This window comes from Pantoea osteomyelitidis (assembly GCF_044342975.1).
GTDB lineage: Bacteria > Pseudomonadota > Gammaproteobacteria > Enterobacterales > Enterobacteriaceae > Pantoea > Pantoea osteomyelitidis.
The window spans coordinates 1-13,946 of the sequence record NZ_JBGFSN010000005.1; the positions used below are offsets into that span (position 1 = coordinate 1).

14 protein-coding genes, 1 tRNA gene and 3 rRNA genes are annotated in these 13,946 nt (G+C 54.2%); 4 read left to right on the forward strand and 14 right to left on the reverse strand.

All coding sequences use genetic code 11. The features are described from left to right. The 4 genes from ABU178_RS13660 to rrf (ABU178_RS13675) form a co-directional block, all read left to right on the forward strand. Positions 1-109: ribosomal RNA gene (locus ABU178_RS13660) — 23S ribosomal RNA — on the forward strand; the annotation flags it as partial. Between the two features lie 93 nt (positions 110-202). Further along, a 5S ribosomal RNA gene (gene rrf, locus ABU178_RS13665) occupies positions 203-318 on the forward strand. Between the two features lie 14 nt (positions 319-332). After that, positions 333-408 (forward strand) — tRNA-Thr (locus tag ABU178_RS13670). 36 nt (positions 409-444) lie between these two features. Then, a 5S ribosomal RNA gene (gene rrf / locus ABU178_RS13675) occupies positions 445-560 on the forward strand. Positions 561-772: 212 nt separating this feature from the next. On the opposite strand, the gene ABU178_RS13680 is transcribed toward rrf (ABU178_RS13675), so the two are convergent. From ABU178_RS13680 to msrP, 14 genes are all read right to left on the reverse strand, one after another. Then, on the reverse strand, positions 773-1,531 hold the full coding sequence (locus ABU178_RS13680) for an amino acid ABC transporter ATP-binding protein (RefSeq protein WP_397215824.1): 759 nt from the start codon (positions 1,529-1,531) through the stop codon (positions 773-775). Positions 1,532-1,539: 8 nt separating this feature from the next. Further along, positions 1,540-2,640 (reverse strand): amino acid ABC transporter permease, encoded by a 1,101-nt coding sequence (locus tag ABU178_RS13685; protein WP_397215827.1) that lies wholly within the window; start codon positions 2,638-2,640, stop codon positions 1,540-1,542. Positions 2,641-2,655: 15 nt separating this feature from the next. Continuing rightward, on the reverse strand, positions 2,656-3,834 hold the full coding sequence (locus ABU178_RS13690) for an amino acid ABC transporter permease (RefSeq protein WP_397215829.1): 1,179 nt from the start codon (positions 3,832-3,834) through the stop codon (positions 2,656-2,658). Positions 3,835-3,901: 67 nt separating this feature from the next. Further along, positions 3,902-4,927, reverse strand: coding sequence for an amino acid ABC transporter substrate-binding protein (locus ABU178_RS13695; protein WP_397215831.1), 1,026 nt, complete (start codon positions 4,925-4,927; stop codon positions 3,902-3,904). Between the two features lie 537 nt (positions 4,928-5,464). Further along, positions 5,465-5,761 (reverse strand): DNA-binding transcriptional regulator Fis, encoded by a 297-nt coding sequence (fis, locus tag ABU178_RS13700; protein ID WP_000462905.1) that lies wholly within the window; start codon positions 5,759-5,761, stop codon positions 5,465-5,467. A gap of 24 nt (positions 5,762-5,785) precedes the next feature. Then, positions 5,786-6,751 (reverse strand): tRNA dihydrouridine synthase DusB, encoded by a 966-nt coding sequence (gene dusB / locus ABU178_RS13705; protein WP_397215854.1) that lies wholly within the window; start codon positions 6,749-6,751, stop codon positions 5,786-5,788. A 338-nt stretch (positions 6,752-7,089) separates the two neighbouring features. Beyond that, positions 7,090-7,971, reverse strand: coding sequence for a 50S ribosomal protein L11 methyltransferase (gene prmA, locus ABU178_RS13710; RefSeq protein WP_397215856.1), 882 nt, complete (start codon positions 7,969-7,971; stop codon positions 7,090-7,092). 11 nt (positions 7,972-7,982) lie between these two features. Continuing rightward, the gene (gene panF / locus ABU178_RS13715; RefSeq protein WP_397215858.1) at positions 7,983-9,434 is read right to left on the reverse strand and encodes a sodium/pantothenate symporter; all 1,452 of its coding nucleotides are present in this window, start codon (positions 9,432-9,434) and stop codon (positions 7,983-7,985) included. After that, complete coding sequence (locus ABU178_RS13720; protein ID WP_397215860.1) at positions 9,424-9,666, reverse strand: YhdT family protein; 243 nt, start codon at positions 9,664-9,666, stop codon at positions 9,424-9,426. Before ABU178_RS13720 ends, panF begins: the two co-directional genes overlap by 11 nt. A 72-nt stretch (positions 9,667-9,738) precedes the next feature. Then, positions 9,739-11,088, reverse strand: coding sequence for an acetyl-CoA carboxylase biotin carboxylase subunit (gene accC / locus ABU178_RS13725; protein ID WP_397215862.1), 1,350 nt, complete (start codon positions 11,086-11,088; stop codon positions 9,739-9,741). A gap of 11 nt (positions 11,089-11,099) precedes the next feature. Next, entirely contained in the window at positions 11,100-11,570 is a 471-nt protein-coding gene (gene accB, locus ABU178_RS13730) for an acetyl-CoA carboxylase biotin carboxyl carrier protein (RefSeq protein ID WP_397215864.1), read from the reverse strand. A 21-nt stretch (positions 11,571-11,591) separates the two neighbouring features. Then, on the reverse strand, positions 11,592-12,044 hold the full coding sequence (gene aroQ, locus ABU178_RS13735) for a type II 3-dehydroquinate dehydratase (protein ID WP_397215866.1): 453 nt from the start codon (positions 12,042-12,044) through the stop codon (positions 11,592-11,594). Between the two features lie 229 nt (positions 12,045-12,273). After that, positions 12,274-12,876 carry a protein-methionine-sulfoxide reductase heme-binding subunit MsrQ gene (gene msrQ / locus ABU178_RS13740; protein ID WP_397215868.1) on the reverse strand — a complete coding sequence of 201 codons (603 nt, stop codon included), beginning with the start codon at positions 12,874-12,876 and terminating at the stop codon, positions 12,274-12,276. Beyond that, positions 12,877-13,881 (reverse strand): protein-methionine-sulfoxide reductase catalytic subunit MsrP, encoded by a 1,005-nt coding sequence (gene msrP / locus ABU178_RS13745; RefSeq protein ID WP_397215870.1) that lies wholly within the window; start codon positions 13,879-13,881, stop codon positions 12,877-12,879. Positions 13,882-13,946 lie beyond the last annotated feature (65 nt).

The following is a 13,946-nucleotide window of genomic DNA, read 5'->3' on the forward strand; positions in this document are numbered from 1 at the left end:
CTTGAGGGTCCTGAAGGGACGTTGAAGACGACGACGTTGATAGGCCGGATGTGTAAGTGCAGCGATGCATTGAGCTGACCGGTACTAATGACCCGTGAGGCTTAACCTTACAACGCCAGAGGCGTTTTTTGAGAAAGTTTCAGCTTGTTCACCGGATAAGTCCGGCGTGGCCTGAAGGGGCGGCGCGGGAAAACAGAATTTGCCTGGCGGCTGTAGCGCGGTGGTCCCACCTGACCCCATGCCGAACTCAGAAGTGAAACGCCGTAGCGCCGATGGTAGTGTGGGGTCTCCCCATGCGAGAGTAGGGAACTGCCAGGCATCAAATTAAGTGTGCTGATATGGCTCAGTTGGTAGAGCGCACCCTTGGTAAGGGTGAGGTCCCCAGTTCGACTCTGGGTATCAGCACCAGTAGTAAAGGCATGAGTTCGGTAAATAAAGAATTTGCCTGGCGGCTGTAGCGCGGTGGTCCCACCTGACCCCATGCCGAACTCAGAAGTGAAACGCCGTAGCGCCGATGGTAGTGTGGGGTCTCCCCATGCGAGAGTAGGGAACTGCCAGGCATCAAATTGCGATAAGCCCCGTACTGACGTACGGGGCTTTTTCGTATCTGCTGTATCCCGAAAAGGAAAAGGTCACTGCAAAAAGCGAGGCGACTTTGTTTAAGCAGATTTTTTGCATCGTCCGTCCGGGCAAATCTTACTCCTGTTCAAAGCAAAAAAATAACCCCGGCTTTTCAGGGCCGGGGTCAGCGCTACGTCACTACAACAGGAGCTTAATGAATAACCTGTGAGAGGAAGGCACGGGTACGTTCTGATTTAGGATTAGCAAAGAACTCTTGCGGCGGCGCCATCTCAACGATCTCACCGCGATCCATAAAGATCACGCGGTCTGCTACCGTGCGGGCGAATCCCATTTCATGCGTTACGCACAGCATTGTCATGCCGTCTTCAGCCAGACCAATCATGGTATCGAGCACTTCTTTTACCATCTCCGGATCGAGCGCAGAGGTAGGTTCATCAAACAGCATAATCTTCGGTTTCATACAGAGCGAACGGGCAATGGCTACACGCTGTTGCTGCCCACCGGAGAGTTGTCCAGGAAACTTATGGGCATGCTCAGCGATGCGCACACGTTGTAGATAATGCATCGCCAGTTCTTCCGCTTCCTTTTTGGGGATCTTACGAACCCAGGTCGGTGCCAGTGTACAGTTCTGCAAAACGGTCAGATGGGGGAACAGATTAAAATGCTGGAATACCATGCCCACTTCGGTTCGTACGCGCTCAATATTACGCACATCATCATTAAGATGAATGCCATCTACCACGATACGGCCTTGCTGATGCTCTTCCAGGTGGTTAATACAGCGGATCGTGGTGGACTTGCCGGAACCGGAAGGACCACAAAGAACGATACGCTCACGCGCCTTCACCTGCAGGTTAATATCTTTCAGTACATGAAACTGCCCGTACCATTTATTCACATTCTCGAGAGTAATCATGGCGTCAGGAGAAGAAGAAGGAATTTGTGTCATGTTAAACCTCAATGGGATGAACGCCCGGTGTGAAAGCGCTTTTCCAGATACTGACTGTAGCGCGACATGCTAAAACAAAAAATCCAGTAGACCAGAGCGGCGAAGACATACCCTTCTGTTGACATCCCGAGCCAGGCAGGATCGACGGTCGCCTGCTGCACGCTGCTGAAAAGATCAAACAGACCGATGATGATCACCAGGCTGGTATCTTTAAACAACGCGATAATGGTGTTCACCAGGCCGGGAATAGTCAGCTTCAGCGCCTGCGGTAAAATAACCAGCGCCTGTGTTTTCCAGTAGCCGAGCGCCAGCGATTCCGCCGCTTCGTACTGGCCTTTCGGCAACGCCTGCAAACCGCCGCGCACTACTTCAGCCACATAAGCGGACTGGAACAAAATAACACCAACCAGCGCACGCACCAGCTTATCGATAGTGGTGCCTTCCGACATAAACAGCGGCAGCATCACCGATGACATAAACAGCACGGTAATCAACGGCACGCCGCGCCAGAACTCGATAAAAATCACTGACAGCGTACGTACCACCGGCATACGCGAGCGTCGGGCCAGCGCCAGCAGAATCCCCAGCGGCAGCGCGCCGGCAATACCCACAGATGCGATAATCAGCGTCAGCGTCAGGCCGCCCCACTGGCGGGTTTCAACGCGCTCGAGTCCTAAAAAGCCGCCATAAAGCAGGAACCAGATGATAAGCGGACAGAACACTGCCCAACAGGCGATATAAAGACCGCGGCGCGGCAAACGCTTAATAAACATCGGAATCAACGACAGCAGGCCAATCACCAGCGCGAGATTGATACGCCAGCGCAGCTCATGCGGATAAAGGCCATACATAAACTGGCCGAAACGCGCATGAATAAAGACCCAGCAGGCCTCCTCTTTGGTACAGTCAGCGCGCGTTTCGCCGAACCAGTTCGCCTGAAAGACTAACCAGTTCAGCGCCGGTGGGATTACCGCCCAGATAACCCACAGGCAGAACAGCGTAAGCAGCGAATTAAACCAGCTGGAGAACAGGTTTTTACGTGCCCAAAGCACCGCTTTTGCAAAGGGTGTTGTCGGCACGGGAGGCGTTTCATGTGTGGTCACAGTCATAGTCTTACCGTTCTCTTAACGCTCAACCAGCGCGATTTTGCGGTTATAAATGTTCATCAACAGTGAAATCGTCAGGCTGATAATCAGGTACACGCCCATGGTGATCGCGATGGTTTCGATAGCCTGTCCGGTCTGGTTCAGCACCGTTCCGGCAAACAGCGACACCATATCGGGATAACCGATCGCGGCAGCAAGCGACGAGTTTTTGACGATGTTGAGATACTGGCTGGTCAGCGGCGGGATGATAACGCGCATTGCCTGCGGAATAATCACCTGGCGCAGCGTCACCGGATTTGGCAAGCCGAGCGACCGCGCTGCCTCATGCTGGCCATAAGGTACAGACTGGATACCGGAGCGGATCACCTCGGCAATAAATGAAGAGGTATAGATCGAAAGCGCCAGGGTTAACGACGCCAGTTCCGGGATCATGACGAAGCCGCCACGGAAGTTAAACCCGCGCAGCGCCGGGATATCCCAGTGCATTGCCGCGCCAAACATCAGCTGCGCCGCCAGCGGAAAGAGCACGAACATTGCAATAGCCACCGGCCAGGTGCGTCGCAGCTGACCGGTTTTCAACTGATGATTGCGGTTAAAGCGAAACAGGGCAATCGTACCCAGCGCAGCCACAGCCAGCGCAATGATAAAAGGCCCGGTGCCCGGCGCGTACTGGGGCCAGGGAATATAGAGGCCACGATTACTGACAAAAGCCAGATCGAAAGCGCTCAGAGCCTGACGTGGTCCCGGTAAGTTACGTAAAACGGCAAAGTACCAAAAGAAAATCTGCAGCAGCGGCGGGATATTACGAAAGGTCTCGATGTAGATAGTCGAGATTTTCCGCAACAGCCAGTTATCGGAAAGGCGAGCCAGACCAATAAAAAAACCGAGAACAGACGCGAAAACAATACAGAGCGCGGAAACCAGCAGGGTATTGGTTAAGCCAACCAGAAACACGCGTGCATAGGTGTCGCCTTCGGTGTATTCAATCAGGTGCTGGACGATGCCGAAACCGGCGCTGCGCTCAAGAAAACCAAAGCCGGACGTGATGCCGCGATTAGCAAGGTTGATCACCGTGTTGTGGATGAGATATCCCACCACAGCGAATACCGCCACTATTGCAATTATCTGGTAAAGCCAGGCGCGAACCGTAGGATTACCAAATGAAAAATCCCTTTTTACGGTTGGGCGTTGTGACATGTTGAAACCTCAGTGACGAAAGCTCTGAGCGGACACCGCCTGATACGGTGTCCGGTCTGGTTGGAAATTAGCGTACTGGTGGCGCGTACTGGATACCGCCATCTTTCCACAGGGCATTCTGGCCACGGGCAATTTTCAGCGGGCTATCTTTACCAACGTTACGGTCAAAGCTTTCCTGATAGTTACCGACCTGCTTGATAATGTTGTAAGCCCATTTGTTATCGAGCTTGAGATCCTTACCAAAGTCGCCTTCAGCGCCTAACAGGTGAGCCATATCCGGATTAGTGGGTTTCGCCGCCATCTGATCGACGTTCTTCGAGCTGATGCCCATCTCTTCGGCATCCAGCATCGCATAGAAGGACCATTTCACGATGGTGAACCAGTCATCATCGCCGCGACGAACTACCGGCCCCAGCGGCTCTTTGGAAATCACTTCCGGCAGAACGATAAACTCGTCCGGTTTACCCAGTTTGATACGCAGCGCATAGAGCTGAGACTGGTCTGAGGCCAGCGTGTCGCAGCGGCCACTATCCAGCGCTTTGGCGGATTCGTCGGAACGGTCAAAGGTCACCGGGGTGTACTGCATATTGTTGGCTTTAAAGTAGTCCGCTACGTTCAGCTCGGTGTCAGTACCCGCCTGAATACAAACCGTGGCGCCATCCAGCTCTTTTGCGCTTTTCAGGCCCGCTTTCTGGTGAGTCAGGAAGCCGATGCCGTCATAGTAGTTAACGCCTGCAAACAGGAAGCCCATGCCGCCGTCACGTGAAGAGGTCCAGGTGGTGTTACGGGAGAGAATATCTACTTCGCCGGACTGCAGCGCGGTAAAACGCTCTTTAGCAGTCAGCGGGGTATACTTCACTTTAGTCGCATCGCCAAAAACGGCGGCAGCGGCAGCGCGGCATACATCTACGTCAAGGCCGGTAAATTTACCGCTGGCGTCAGCATAGGAAAAGCCCGGTAGGCCATCGCTGATACCGCACTGAACAAACCCTTTCTTTTTAATCGCGTCCAGTGTGTTTCCGGCGTGCGCCTGTTGTGCAACAGCGAACAGTGAAGCTGCAGCGACCAAAGTGGAAAGCATCATCTTTTTCATAAAGCATCCTGTGTGGCGAAATCGTGTAGTGATGTGTGTATTGCGCGCTTTAATGAGCGTTTTTTCTCTCGTTGGCACTTGGCCATTCACGACACTGCAAAGTAAATGCCAGGTTTGCAGAATCCTGAATTCGTTAGAAAGATCTCTTAATATTCTGACGTATTTTGAAAGTCGGTCTACTATGACGCCCCAAAAGGGAGCAAAGCGAGTCGACTCGATCACAAATAGTGCAAAAAGTTTCACTATATGAGAGCAGTGTGAGCCAGTGCGCAGAGATGGGGAAAAGTCAGGGAAACAATTGCAGCAGGGCATGCGAAAACGTAGCTGTACGCATTGATGAAGGGATGCTGAAAGAAAGAGAAAAAGTAAACGCGGAAGTGTTTATTCGCTAAAAAGTGAGACAGATAATTGCAACGATCGTTACCATTATGCTGGCAACTGTTTCATCCGATATTGCTTTGTCGTGACGCAGAAGCGTAACGCAGAAATAAAAACGCCAGCCCGAAGGCTGGCGTCATTACAGACAATGAACAAAAATCAGTTCATGCCGTATTTTTTCAGTTTCTTACGCAGCGTGCCGCGGTTGATGCCCATCATCAGGGCTGCGCGGGTCTGGTTGCCACGGGTGTACTGCATCACCATGTCCAACAAAGGCTGCTCGACTTCAGCCAGTACCAGCTCATACAGGTCATTCACATCCTGACCGTTCAGTTGAGCAAAATAGTTCTTCAGTGCCTGTTTAACCGAATCACGCAGTGGTTTTTGCGTTACCTGATCCTGTGAGTTAACGGTAGAAACGGTCAGTACGTCAGAATTTACGCGTTGTTCGAACATAGTTCTTTCAGCTCTTTATTTCGTTTACGCAAGATTTTCGAAGTATGCCTCCAACGCCTCCAGCTGTTCGCTGGCATCCTCAATGGCGTTGAATGTGCGCCGAAACTGGTCGTCAGGGACACTTTCCTGCAAATACCAGGAAACGTGTTTTCGGGCAATACGGTATCCCTTGCGCTGACCGTAAAAGTCATGCAGCTCCCGTATATGTCCAATCAGCATATGCTTCACCTCAGCCAGAGGCTTTGGTGCCAGCAGCTCCCCTGTGTCCAGATAATGCTGGATTTCCCGGAAGATCCATGGTCTTCCCTGAGCAGCGCGACCTATCATCAGGGCATCAGCCCCCGTATAGTCGAGCACTGCTCTGGCTTTGTGCGGGTCAGTAATGTCTCCGTTCGCGATAACCGGAATGGAAACGTTCTGCTTAACTGTCCGAATGCTGTCGTACTCAGCTTCACCCTGAAACAAGCAGGCGCGTGTGCGTCCATGAATGGTCAGGGCCTGAATGCCACAACGTTCAGCCAATTGGGCAATTTCTACACAATTACGATTCTCTGTATCCCAGCCTGTGCGAATTTTCAGCGTAACAGGCACGTCTACGGCATTCACCACCGCGGTAAGAATCTGCTCTACCAGCTGCGGATACTGCAGTAGCGCCGAACCGGCCATCTTACGATTCACTTTTTTAGCCGGGCAGCCCATGTTGATATCGATAACCTGCGCGCCTGATGCCACGTTAATCCGGGCGGCGGCAGCCATCTCATCAGGATCGCAACCGGCAATCTGCACGGCGCGAATTCCGGGCTCGTCACTATGAACCATACGCAAACGCGATTTGTCGCTTGCCCAGACTTCAGGATTCGACGACATCATCTCGGAAACGGTCATCCCGGCGCCATTCTCGAAACAGAGCGTGCGAAACGGCCTGTCAGTAACTCCAGCCATAGGCGCAGCTATCAATCGATTACGAAGCTGGTATTGTCCGATGCGCATGAAAAAGAAGTGACCCTATCTGTTCGCAAGGCGGCGTATATTACGCATTTTTTCACGAAGATGAAAGGCCAAACTTTGAACAATCAGCAGGTAAAGATCAAGCAAATCGGGTACTGCGCACCGGCAACAGGTAATAATTTATATATTTCAGAGAGTTAAATTTTTACGCTGAAATTGTGAACAAAAATTTTTCTGCCAAAGCCCGGAAAAGCGCCATATAAAAAACGCCACATGTTGCAAATAGCGATATATGTGACGGGGCGCTGATAATTAATCACGCTTATTACCTGAGAAGAGGCGCCGGAGCGGATGATTTTATATTCAGGCTCCGGCAGCGCTTAGCGGCGAACGCCGGTAATACGGCACCACTCCTCTTTTTCCGCGACCGGATCCAGGGCAAAGGTATCGGCGTAAGCTTCACACACGCTGTCAGCCTGCGTAGCCAGCACGCCGGAAAGACCCAGATGACCGCCCGATTTCGGCAAAACGCCGATCAGCGGCGCCAGCTCGCGCAGCGGGCCAGCCAGAATATTTGCTACCACCACATCGGCGGTGAGGTTGTCCGGCTGCTGATGGGGCAGATAAAGCGACAGTCGATCGGCAACGCCGTTGCGCTCAGCGTTATCACGGCTCGCCTGGATCGCCTGTGGATCGATATCGATACCAATCGCCTGCGCGGCGCCCAGCTTCAGCGCGGCAATCGCCAGAATCCCGGAGCCGCAGCCAAAATCGATCACTGTTTTACCAACCAGATCCAGACCATCAAGCCAGGCAAGGCAGAGCGCAGTAGTAGGATGCGTACCGGTGCCAAAGGCGAGGCCGGGATCCAGCATCACGTTCACCGCGTTCGGGTCTGGCACATCGCGCCAGCTTGGGCAGATCCATAACCGCTCACCGAAGCGCATCGGATGGAAATTATCCATCCATTCTCGCTCCCAGTCTTTATCTTCGATCTGTTCGATCTTGTGACGGAAGCCTGCGCCCAGCAGCGGATGCAGCGTCAGCGCCGCCACGACTTCGCTCATCTCCGTTTCCGCATCAAACAGGCCAACCACGTCGGTATCGCCCCAGAGACGGGTTTCGCCCGGCAGCGGCTCATATACCGGCGTATCGTTCGTGTCCTGAAAGGTCACGGAAACCGCGCCGATGTCGATTAACGCATCGCCCAGCTCCTCGGCATGGCTACCGGCGGTATTAATCTTGATTTGAATCCATGGCATAACGTATCTCTTTATTTCAACGTTGTGGTCGCGTCAGAAAGATGAGAAGCGCGACCAAACAGATTGCCCGCCAGAAAGGCCAGCAGGCTTATTATCAGTGAAGGCACAATGGGATGAAATCCCCAAAGCTGCACGTTCAGGCTGGCGAGCAGGGTATAGCAGGCTGCGCCGCACACCATGCCGCTGATCGCACCGGCAGCATTGGCTTTTTCCCAGTAAAGCCCCAGCACCAGCGGCCAGAGAAACACCGCTTCGAGCCCGCCAAACGCCAGCAGGTTCAGCCAGATAATCATATCCGGCGGATTCCATGCCGCCAGCAGCAGCAGCGCGCCCAAAACAAAGGTAATGCCGCCAGATAACGCGCGCAGCAGGGTCTCATTCTCCATCTGATGCGGCGCGATGCGCAAATAGAGATCTTTGATCAGAGTAGCGGAGGATTGCAGCAGCTGCGCATTAATGGTGGACATGATGGCCGCCATGGGGGCGGCGAGGAAGATCCCGGCGGCGATCGGCGGCAATACGGTGATCATCAGTACCGGGATCACGCGATCCGGCACGCTAAGATTCGGCACGATTGTCCGCCCCAGCGCGCCCGCCAAATGCATTCCCAGCATCAGCAGCGCCACCACGATGGTGCCGATAATAATGCCGCGATGAACTGCCTTGCTGTCTTTATAGGAGATACAGCGCACGGCGGTATGGGGCAAACCAATCACGCCAAAACAGACCAGCACGGCAAAAGAGCTTAAGAAGGTCGGGGTGATGATGCCGCCAGGTCCCTGAGGCTCCACCAGCTGCGGATCAATGGCGCGCAGCTTCGTCACCGCCACGTCAAGGCCGCCTGCGGCATGGATCACGGCGAACAGCAGCAGAAAGGTGCCGATTAGCATCACCAGCCCCTGCATCGCATCGTTAAGTACGCTGGCGCGGAAGCCGCCAAAAGCGGTATAGAGCGCTATAGTGCCGCCAAATATCAGCAACCCCGTGTCGTAAGGAATACCGGCGGCGGTTTCCAGCAGACGCGCGCCGCCAATAAACTGCACGGTCATGGCGCCGATAAACGCCACCAGCAGGCTCAGGCTGGCCAGCCAGATAAGCAGCGGACTGCGATAGCGCGCATAAAGCATATCGTTTAGCGTCACCGCATTGTAACGCCGCGCCAGAATCGCGAATTTCTTTCCCAGCACTCCTAGTGAGAGCCAGACGGCGGGTACCTGAATCATCGACAGCAGCACCCAGCCGAGGCCATATTTATAGGCGGCGCCCGGCCCGCCGATAAACGAGCTGGCGCTGATATAGGTGGTGGTCAGGGTCATGGCCAGAACGAAACCGCCCATTGAGCGATTGCCGAGAAAGTATTCGGTAAGGAAATTGCCCTGGCGCTGTTTGCGTACCGCAAATACCGAGAGGCCGGCAATCAGCACCAGATAGGCGAGAAGGGGAAGAATAATTTCAGCTTCCATGCTCATCCTCCAGAGACATGTCGCGGAACAGCAGGCGAACCATCAGCCAGCATAAAAAAATGAAGAAGAGCGGCGCAAACAGGCAGGAGAGTTCAAACCAGCGCGGCAGGCCGGTAATGCCACTGTCAACGCCGCCAAGCCAGGCGCTGAGCCCCCAGAAGGCCAGATAGGCCAGCGTCAAAAAAACTGACCAGCGTGCTTCTTTATGCGCTTGCAGAAAACGTGCATCCATCTTTCAATCCTAAAACCCGGCAAGAAACTAAAAAGGCCGGATTAACCGGCCTTAAACTGACTTAACGGAGAATTACTTCTCGGCGATACCCAGTTTTTTCTCCAGATAGTGGATATTGGTGCCGCCACGCTGGAAGTTCTCGTCGGACATGATTTTCATCTGCAGTTCGACGTTGGTTTTGATGCCGTCAATAATCAGCTCCGCCAGCGCGTTTTTCATGCGCGCAATCGCCACCTCACGGGTTTCACCGTAGGTGATCAGCTTGCCGATCATGGAATCGTAATACGGCGGCACGCTGTAACCAGCGTAAATGTGCGATTCCCAGCGCACGCCAAAACCGCCCGGCGCGTGGAAACGGGTGATTTTACCCGGACTCGGCAGAAAGGTATTCGGATCTTCTGCGTTGATACGGCATTCCACCGCATGACCGCGAATGATCACATCTTCCTGTTTGATCGACAGCGGCTGACCGGCAGCGACACGCAGCTGCTCTTTGATCAGATCCACGCCAGTGATCATCTCGGTCACCGGATGCTCCACCTGAATACGGGTGTTCATCTCGATGAAGTAGAACTCACCGTTTTCGAACAAGAACTCAAAGGTGCCCGCGCCGCGGTAGCCGATATCGATACAGGCTTTCGCGCAGCGATCGCCGATGAACTTACGCTGTTCCGCCGTAATGCCCGGTGCTGGCGCTTCTTCCACCACTTTCTGATGACGACGCTGCATGGAGCAGTCGCGCTCGCCGAGATAGATGGCGTTGCCCTGGCCATCGGCCATCACCTGGATCTCCACGTGGCGCGGGTTCTCCAGAAACTTCTCCATGTAGACCATGTCGTTGTTGAAGGCCGCTTTGGCTTCAGCGCGGGTCATGTTGATGGACTGTTCCAGATCTTTCTCGGCACGCACCACGCGCATGCCGCGACCGCCGCCGCCGCCGGACGCCTTGACGATCACCGGATAACCGATGCGCTGAGCGATGGCGCGGTTTTTATCCATATCATCGGTCAGCGAGCCGTCAGAGCCCGGTACGGTGGGGACGCCAGCTTTCTTCATCGCCGTGATGGCGGAAACTTTATCGCCCATTAAACGGATGGTGTCCGCTTTCGGGCCGATAAAGATAAAGCCGGAGCGCTCAACCTGCTCGGCGAAATCGGCGTTCTCGGAGAGGAAGCCGTAGCCGGGGTGAATGGCGACTGCGCCGGTGATTTCGGCGGCAGAGATCAGCGCCGGAATATTCAGGTAGCTTTTCACTGACTGTGCCGGGCCGATACAGACGGTTTCGTCCGCCAACAGCACATGTTTCAGATCGCGATCCGCGGTGGAGTGAACGGCGACAGTCTTGATGCCCAGCTCTTTACAGGCACGCAGAATGCGCAGCGCAATCTCTCCGCGGTTGGCAATAACAATTTTATCCAGCATGGTACGCCCCGTTATTCGATGACAACCAGCGGCTCGTCAAATTCTACCGGCTGGCCACTTTCCACCAGAATCGCTTTCACCACGCCTGATTTGTCGGCTTCGATCTGGTTCATCATTTTCATCGCTTCAACGATGCACAGGGTATCGCCGGCATTCACTTTCTGGCCCACTTCAATGAAGGCTTTGGCATCCGGGCTCGGCGTACGGTAGAAGGTGCCGACCATTGGGGAACGCACGATGTGGCCGGTCACTTCCGGCACCACGGCGGCTTCGATAACCGGCGAAGCGGCAGGCGCAACCGCCGTCGCTAAGGCAGGTTGCTGCATCATCGGCGCAGCATACGCCTGCTGCATCATGGGATAGCCGACGTTGGCAGGTGCGCGGCTGATACGAACTGACTCTTCACCTTCAGAAATTTCCAGCTCAGCGATGCCGGATTCTTCAACCAGTTCGATCAGTTTTTTAATTTTACGAATATCCATGAGTGTGGTTCCGTACTCTGTTTAATTTGAATGTGACAGGCGTTTAACCGCCGTTTGTAAAGCCCATGAGTAACCGTCTGCGCCAAGGCCACAGATGACGCCAGCGGAAACATCAGAAAGGTAGGAGTGATGGCGGAAAGGCTCGCGGGCATGCACGTTAGAGAGATGCACCTCGATAAAGGGAATGCTGACCGCCAACAGGGCATCACGCAATGCTACGCTGGTATGCGTAAACGCGGCCGGATTAATAATGATGTAATCCACATTGCCTTTCGCCTCATGAATGCGATCGATAAGCTGATATTCCGCATTGGATTGCAGATGGCTCAGTTTCACTTCAACCTGATCCGCCTGACGCGTCAGTTCGCTGACGATATCGTGCAACGTAGCGTGACCATATTTCTCAGGCTCGCGGGTTCCCAGCAAATTCAGGTTGGGTCCGTTTAAAAGCAAAATGTGAAATTTATGCGCCATCTTGCGGCTATCTCCGGCAATCATTGAGGCATCGCGTAAAATACCTCGCCATTCTCCGTTTGTCATCTGTCGTGATGAAAAAGAAGACCCGGCTTGCAATAAAGCCGGGCATTATATCTGTTTCGTGGCAATTCGCAGCAAAATACTGGTCTTATCTGCGAAGTTGATCCCGACGGGGCTGAAGGCTCAGCTTTTTAACAAAACGATCCGGGGAAAACAACCTGGAAAGCTAACGCGGCCACCATTTGCGAAATTTCTTGTAGCGCCAGGCAAGCAGCAGGATCGCCAGCGCGGCGTAGATCAGCGGCTGGGGCGAAATCACTTTCACTGACCAGATATAGTGGATGGGAGCGAGGATCGCGACCAGATAGATGAAATTATGCAGCGTTTGCCAGCGGGGGCCGAGTTTACGCTGGGCGCGTTGAAAAGAGGTCAGCGCCAGCGCCAGCAGCACGATCCAGCTGGTAATGCCTAACAGCAGGTAAGGGCGGGAGATCAGTTCGCTGCCCAGCAGACGCAGATTATCAACGCCCAGCTCCAGCAGGTAATAGCTCAGCAGATGCAGGCTGGCCCAGGCAAAGCACCACAGACCGAGCATGCGGCGCGTGCGGATCAACAACGGCTGCTTGCCGTAGCGCGCCAGCGGCGTCACCAGCAGCGTCGCCAGCAGCAGCTTCAGCGCCATGCGTCCGGTAAAATGCTGAATATCTTTGGCGGGATCGGCGCTCAGCCAGCCCTGATTCAGCGCGAAAAACAGCCATACCAGCGGTAAAAACGCGGCCAGATGCAGCAGCACCTTCAGGCCGGTAATCTGCTTGATCGTCAGACGCACTCAATAATTCCTCCGTAAATCCAGCCCGCGATAGAGCGAAGCCACTTCCTCGCCATAGCCATTGAACAACAGCGTCGGCTGGCGCTCGACTTTTAATACGCCGCCAGGCCCGATAAAACGCTCGGTAGCCTGCGACCAGCGTGGATGATCCACATGGGGATTCACGTTAGCGTAAAATCCGTACTCATTATCGGCGATCTGATTCCAGGTGGTCGGCGGCTGATCGCGCACCAGCGTAATTTTGACAATCGATTTGATGCCTTTGAAGCCATATTTCCACGGCACCGTGAGGCGAATCGGCGCACCGTTCTGCGGCGGAAGCGCCTTGCCGTAAACGCCGGTGCTCAGCAGCGTGAGCGGATGCATCGCCTCATCCAGGCGCAGCCCCTCGACATAAGGATAATCGAGGCCGCCGCCGATAAAGCGGTCTTTCTGACCCGGCATCTGATCCGGCGCATAAAGCGTCTGAAAAGCGACAAACCGCGCATTGCTGGTGGGTTCCGCCGCTTTTAATAATTTACCCAGCTCAAAGCCGACCCAGGGGATCACCATCGACCAGGCTTCCACGCAGCGCATACGATAAATTCGCTGCTCCATCGCGAAGCGTTTGAAAATATCGTCCATGCTCAGCGTCAGCGGTTTCGCCACTTCGCCGTCAATGGTGAGCTGCCAGTTATCGGTTTTCAGCGTGCCGGCATTCGCCGCAGGATCGGCCTTATCCAGGCCAAATTCATAAAAGTTGTTGTAACCCGATACCTTATCCAGCGGCGTCAGCGGCAGATCGGCCTGATATTTATCGGGCTTAGTGAAGTCGAGCGGCTTGCCGGACGGCGCGGGCGGGCGATCGTTGCCTTTGAACCAGTCGAGCACATCGGCTTGCGCCACGCCCGACACGCCGAGGGCGGCGGCGCTTAATCCCAGGGTTTTCAGAACCTGGCGTCGCTGCATATTGAACACGCTTTCAGGGGTGACATCCGCTTCGGTCAAACGATTAACGGGCTTCATAAACACTCTCCGGAAAAAATATCTGCTTTTAGCATGATCAAAAGCAGTCAGTCTGACGAATTTTT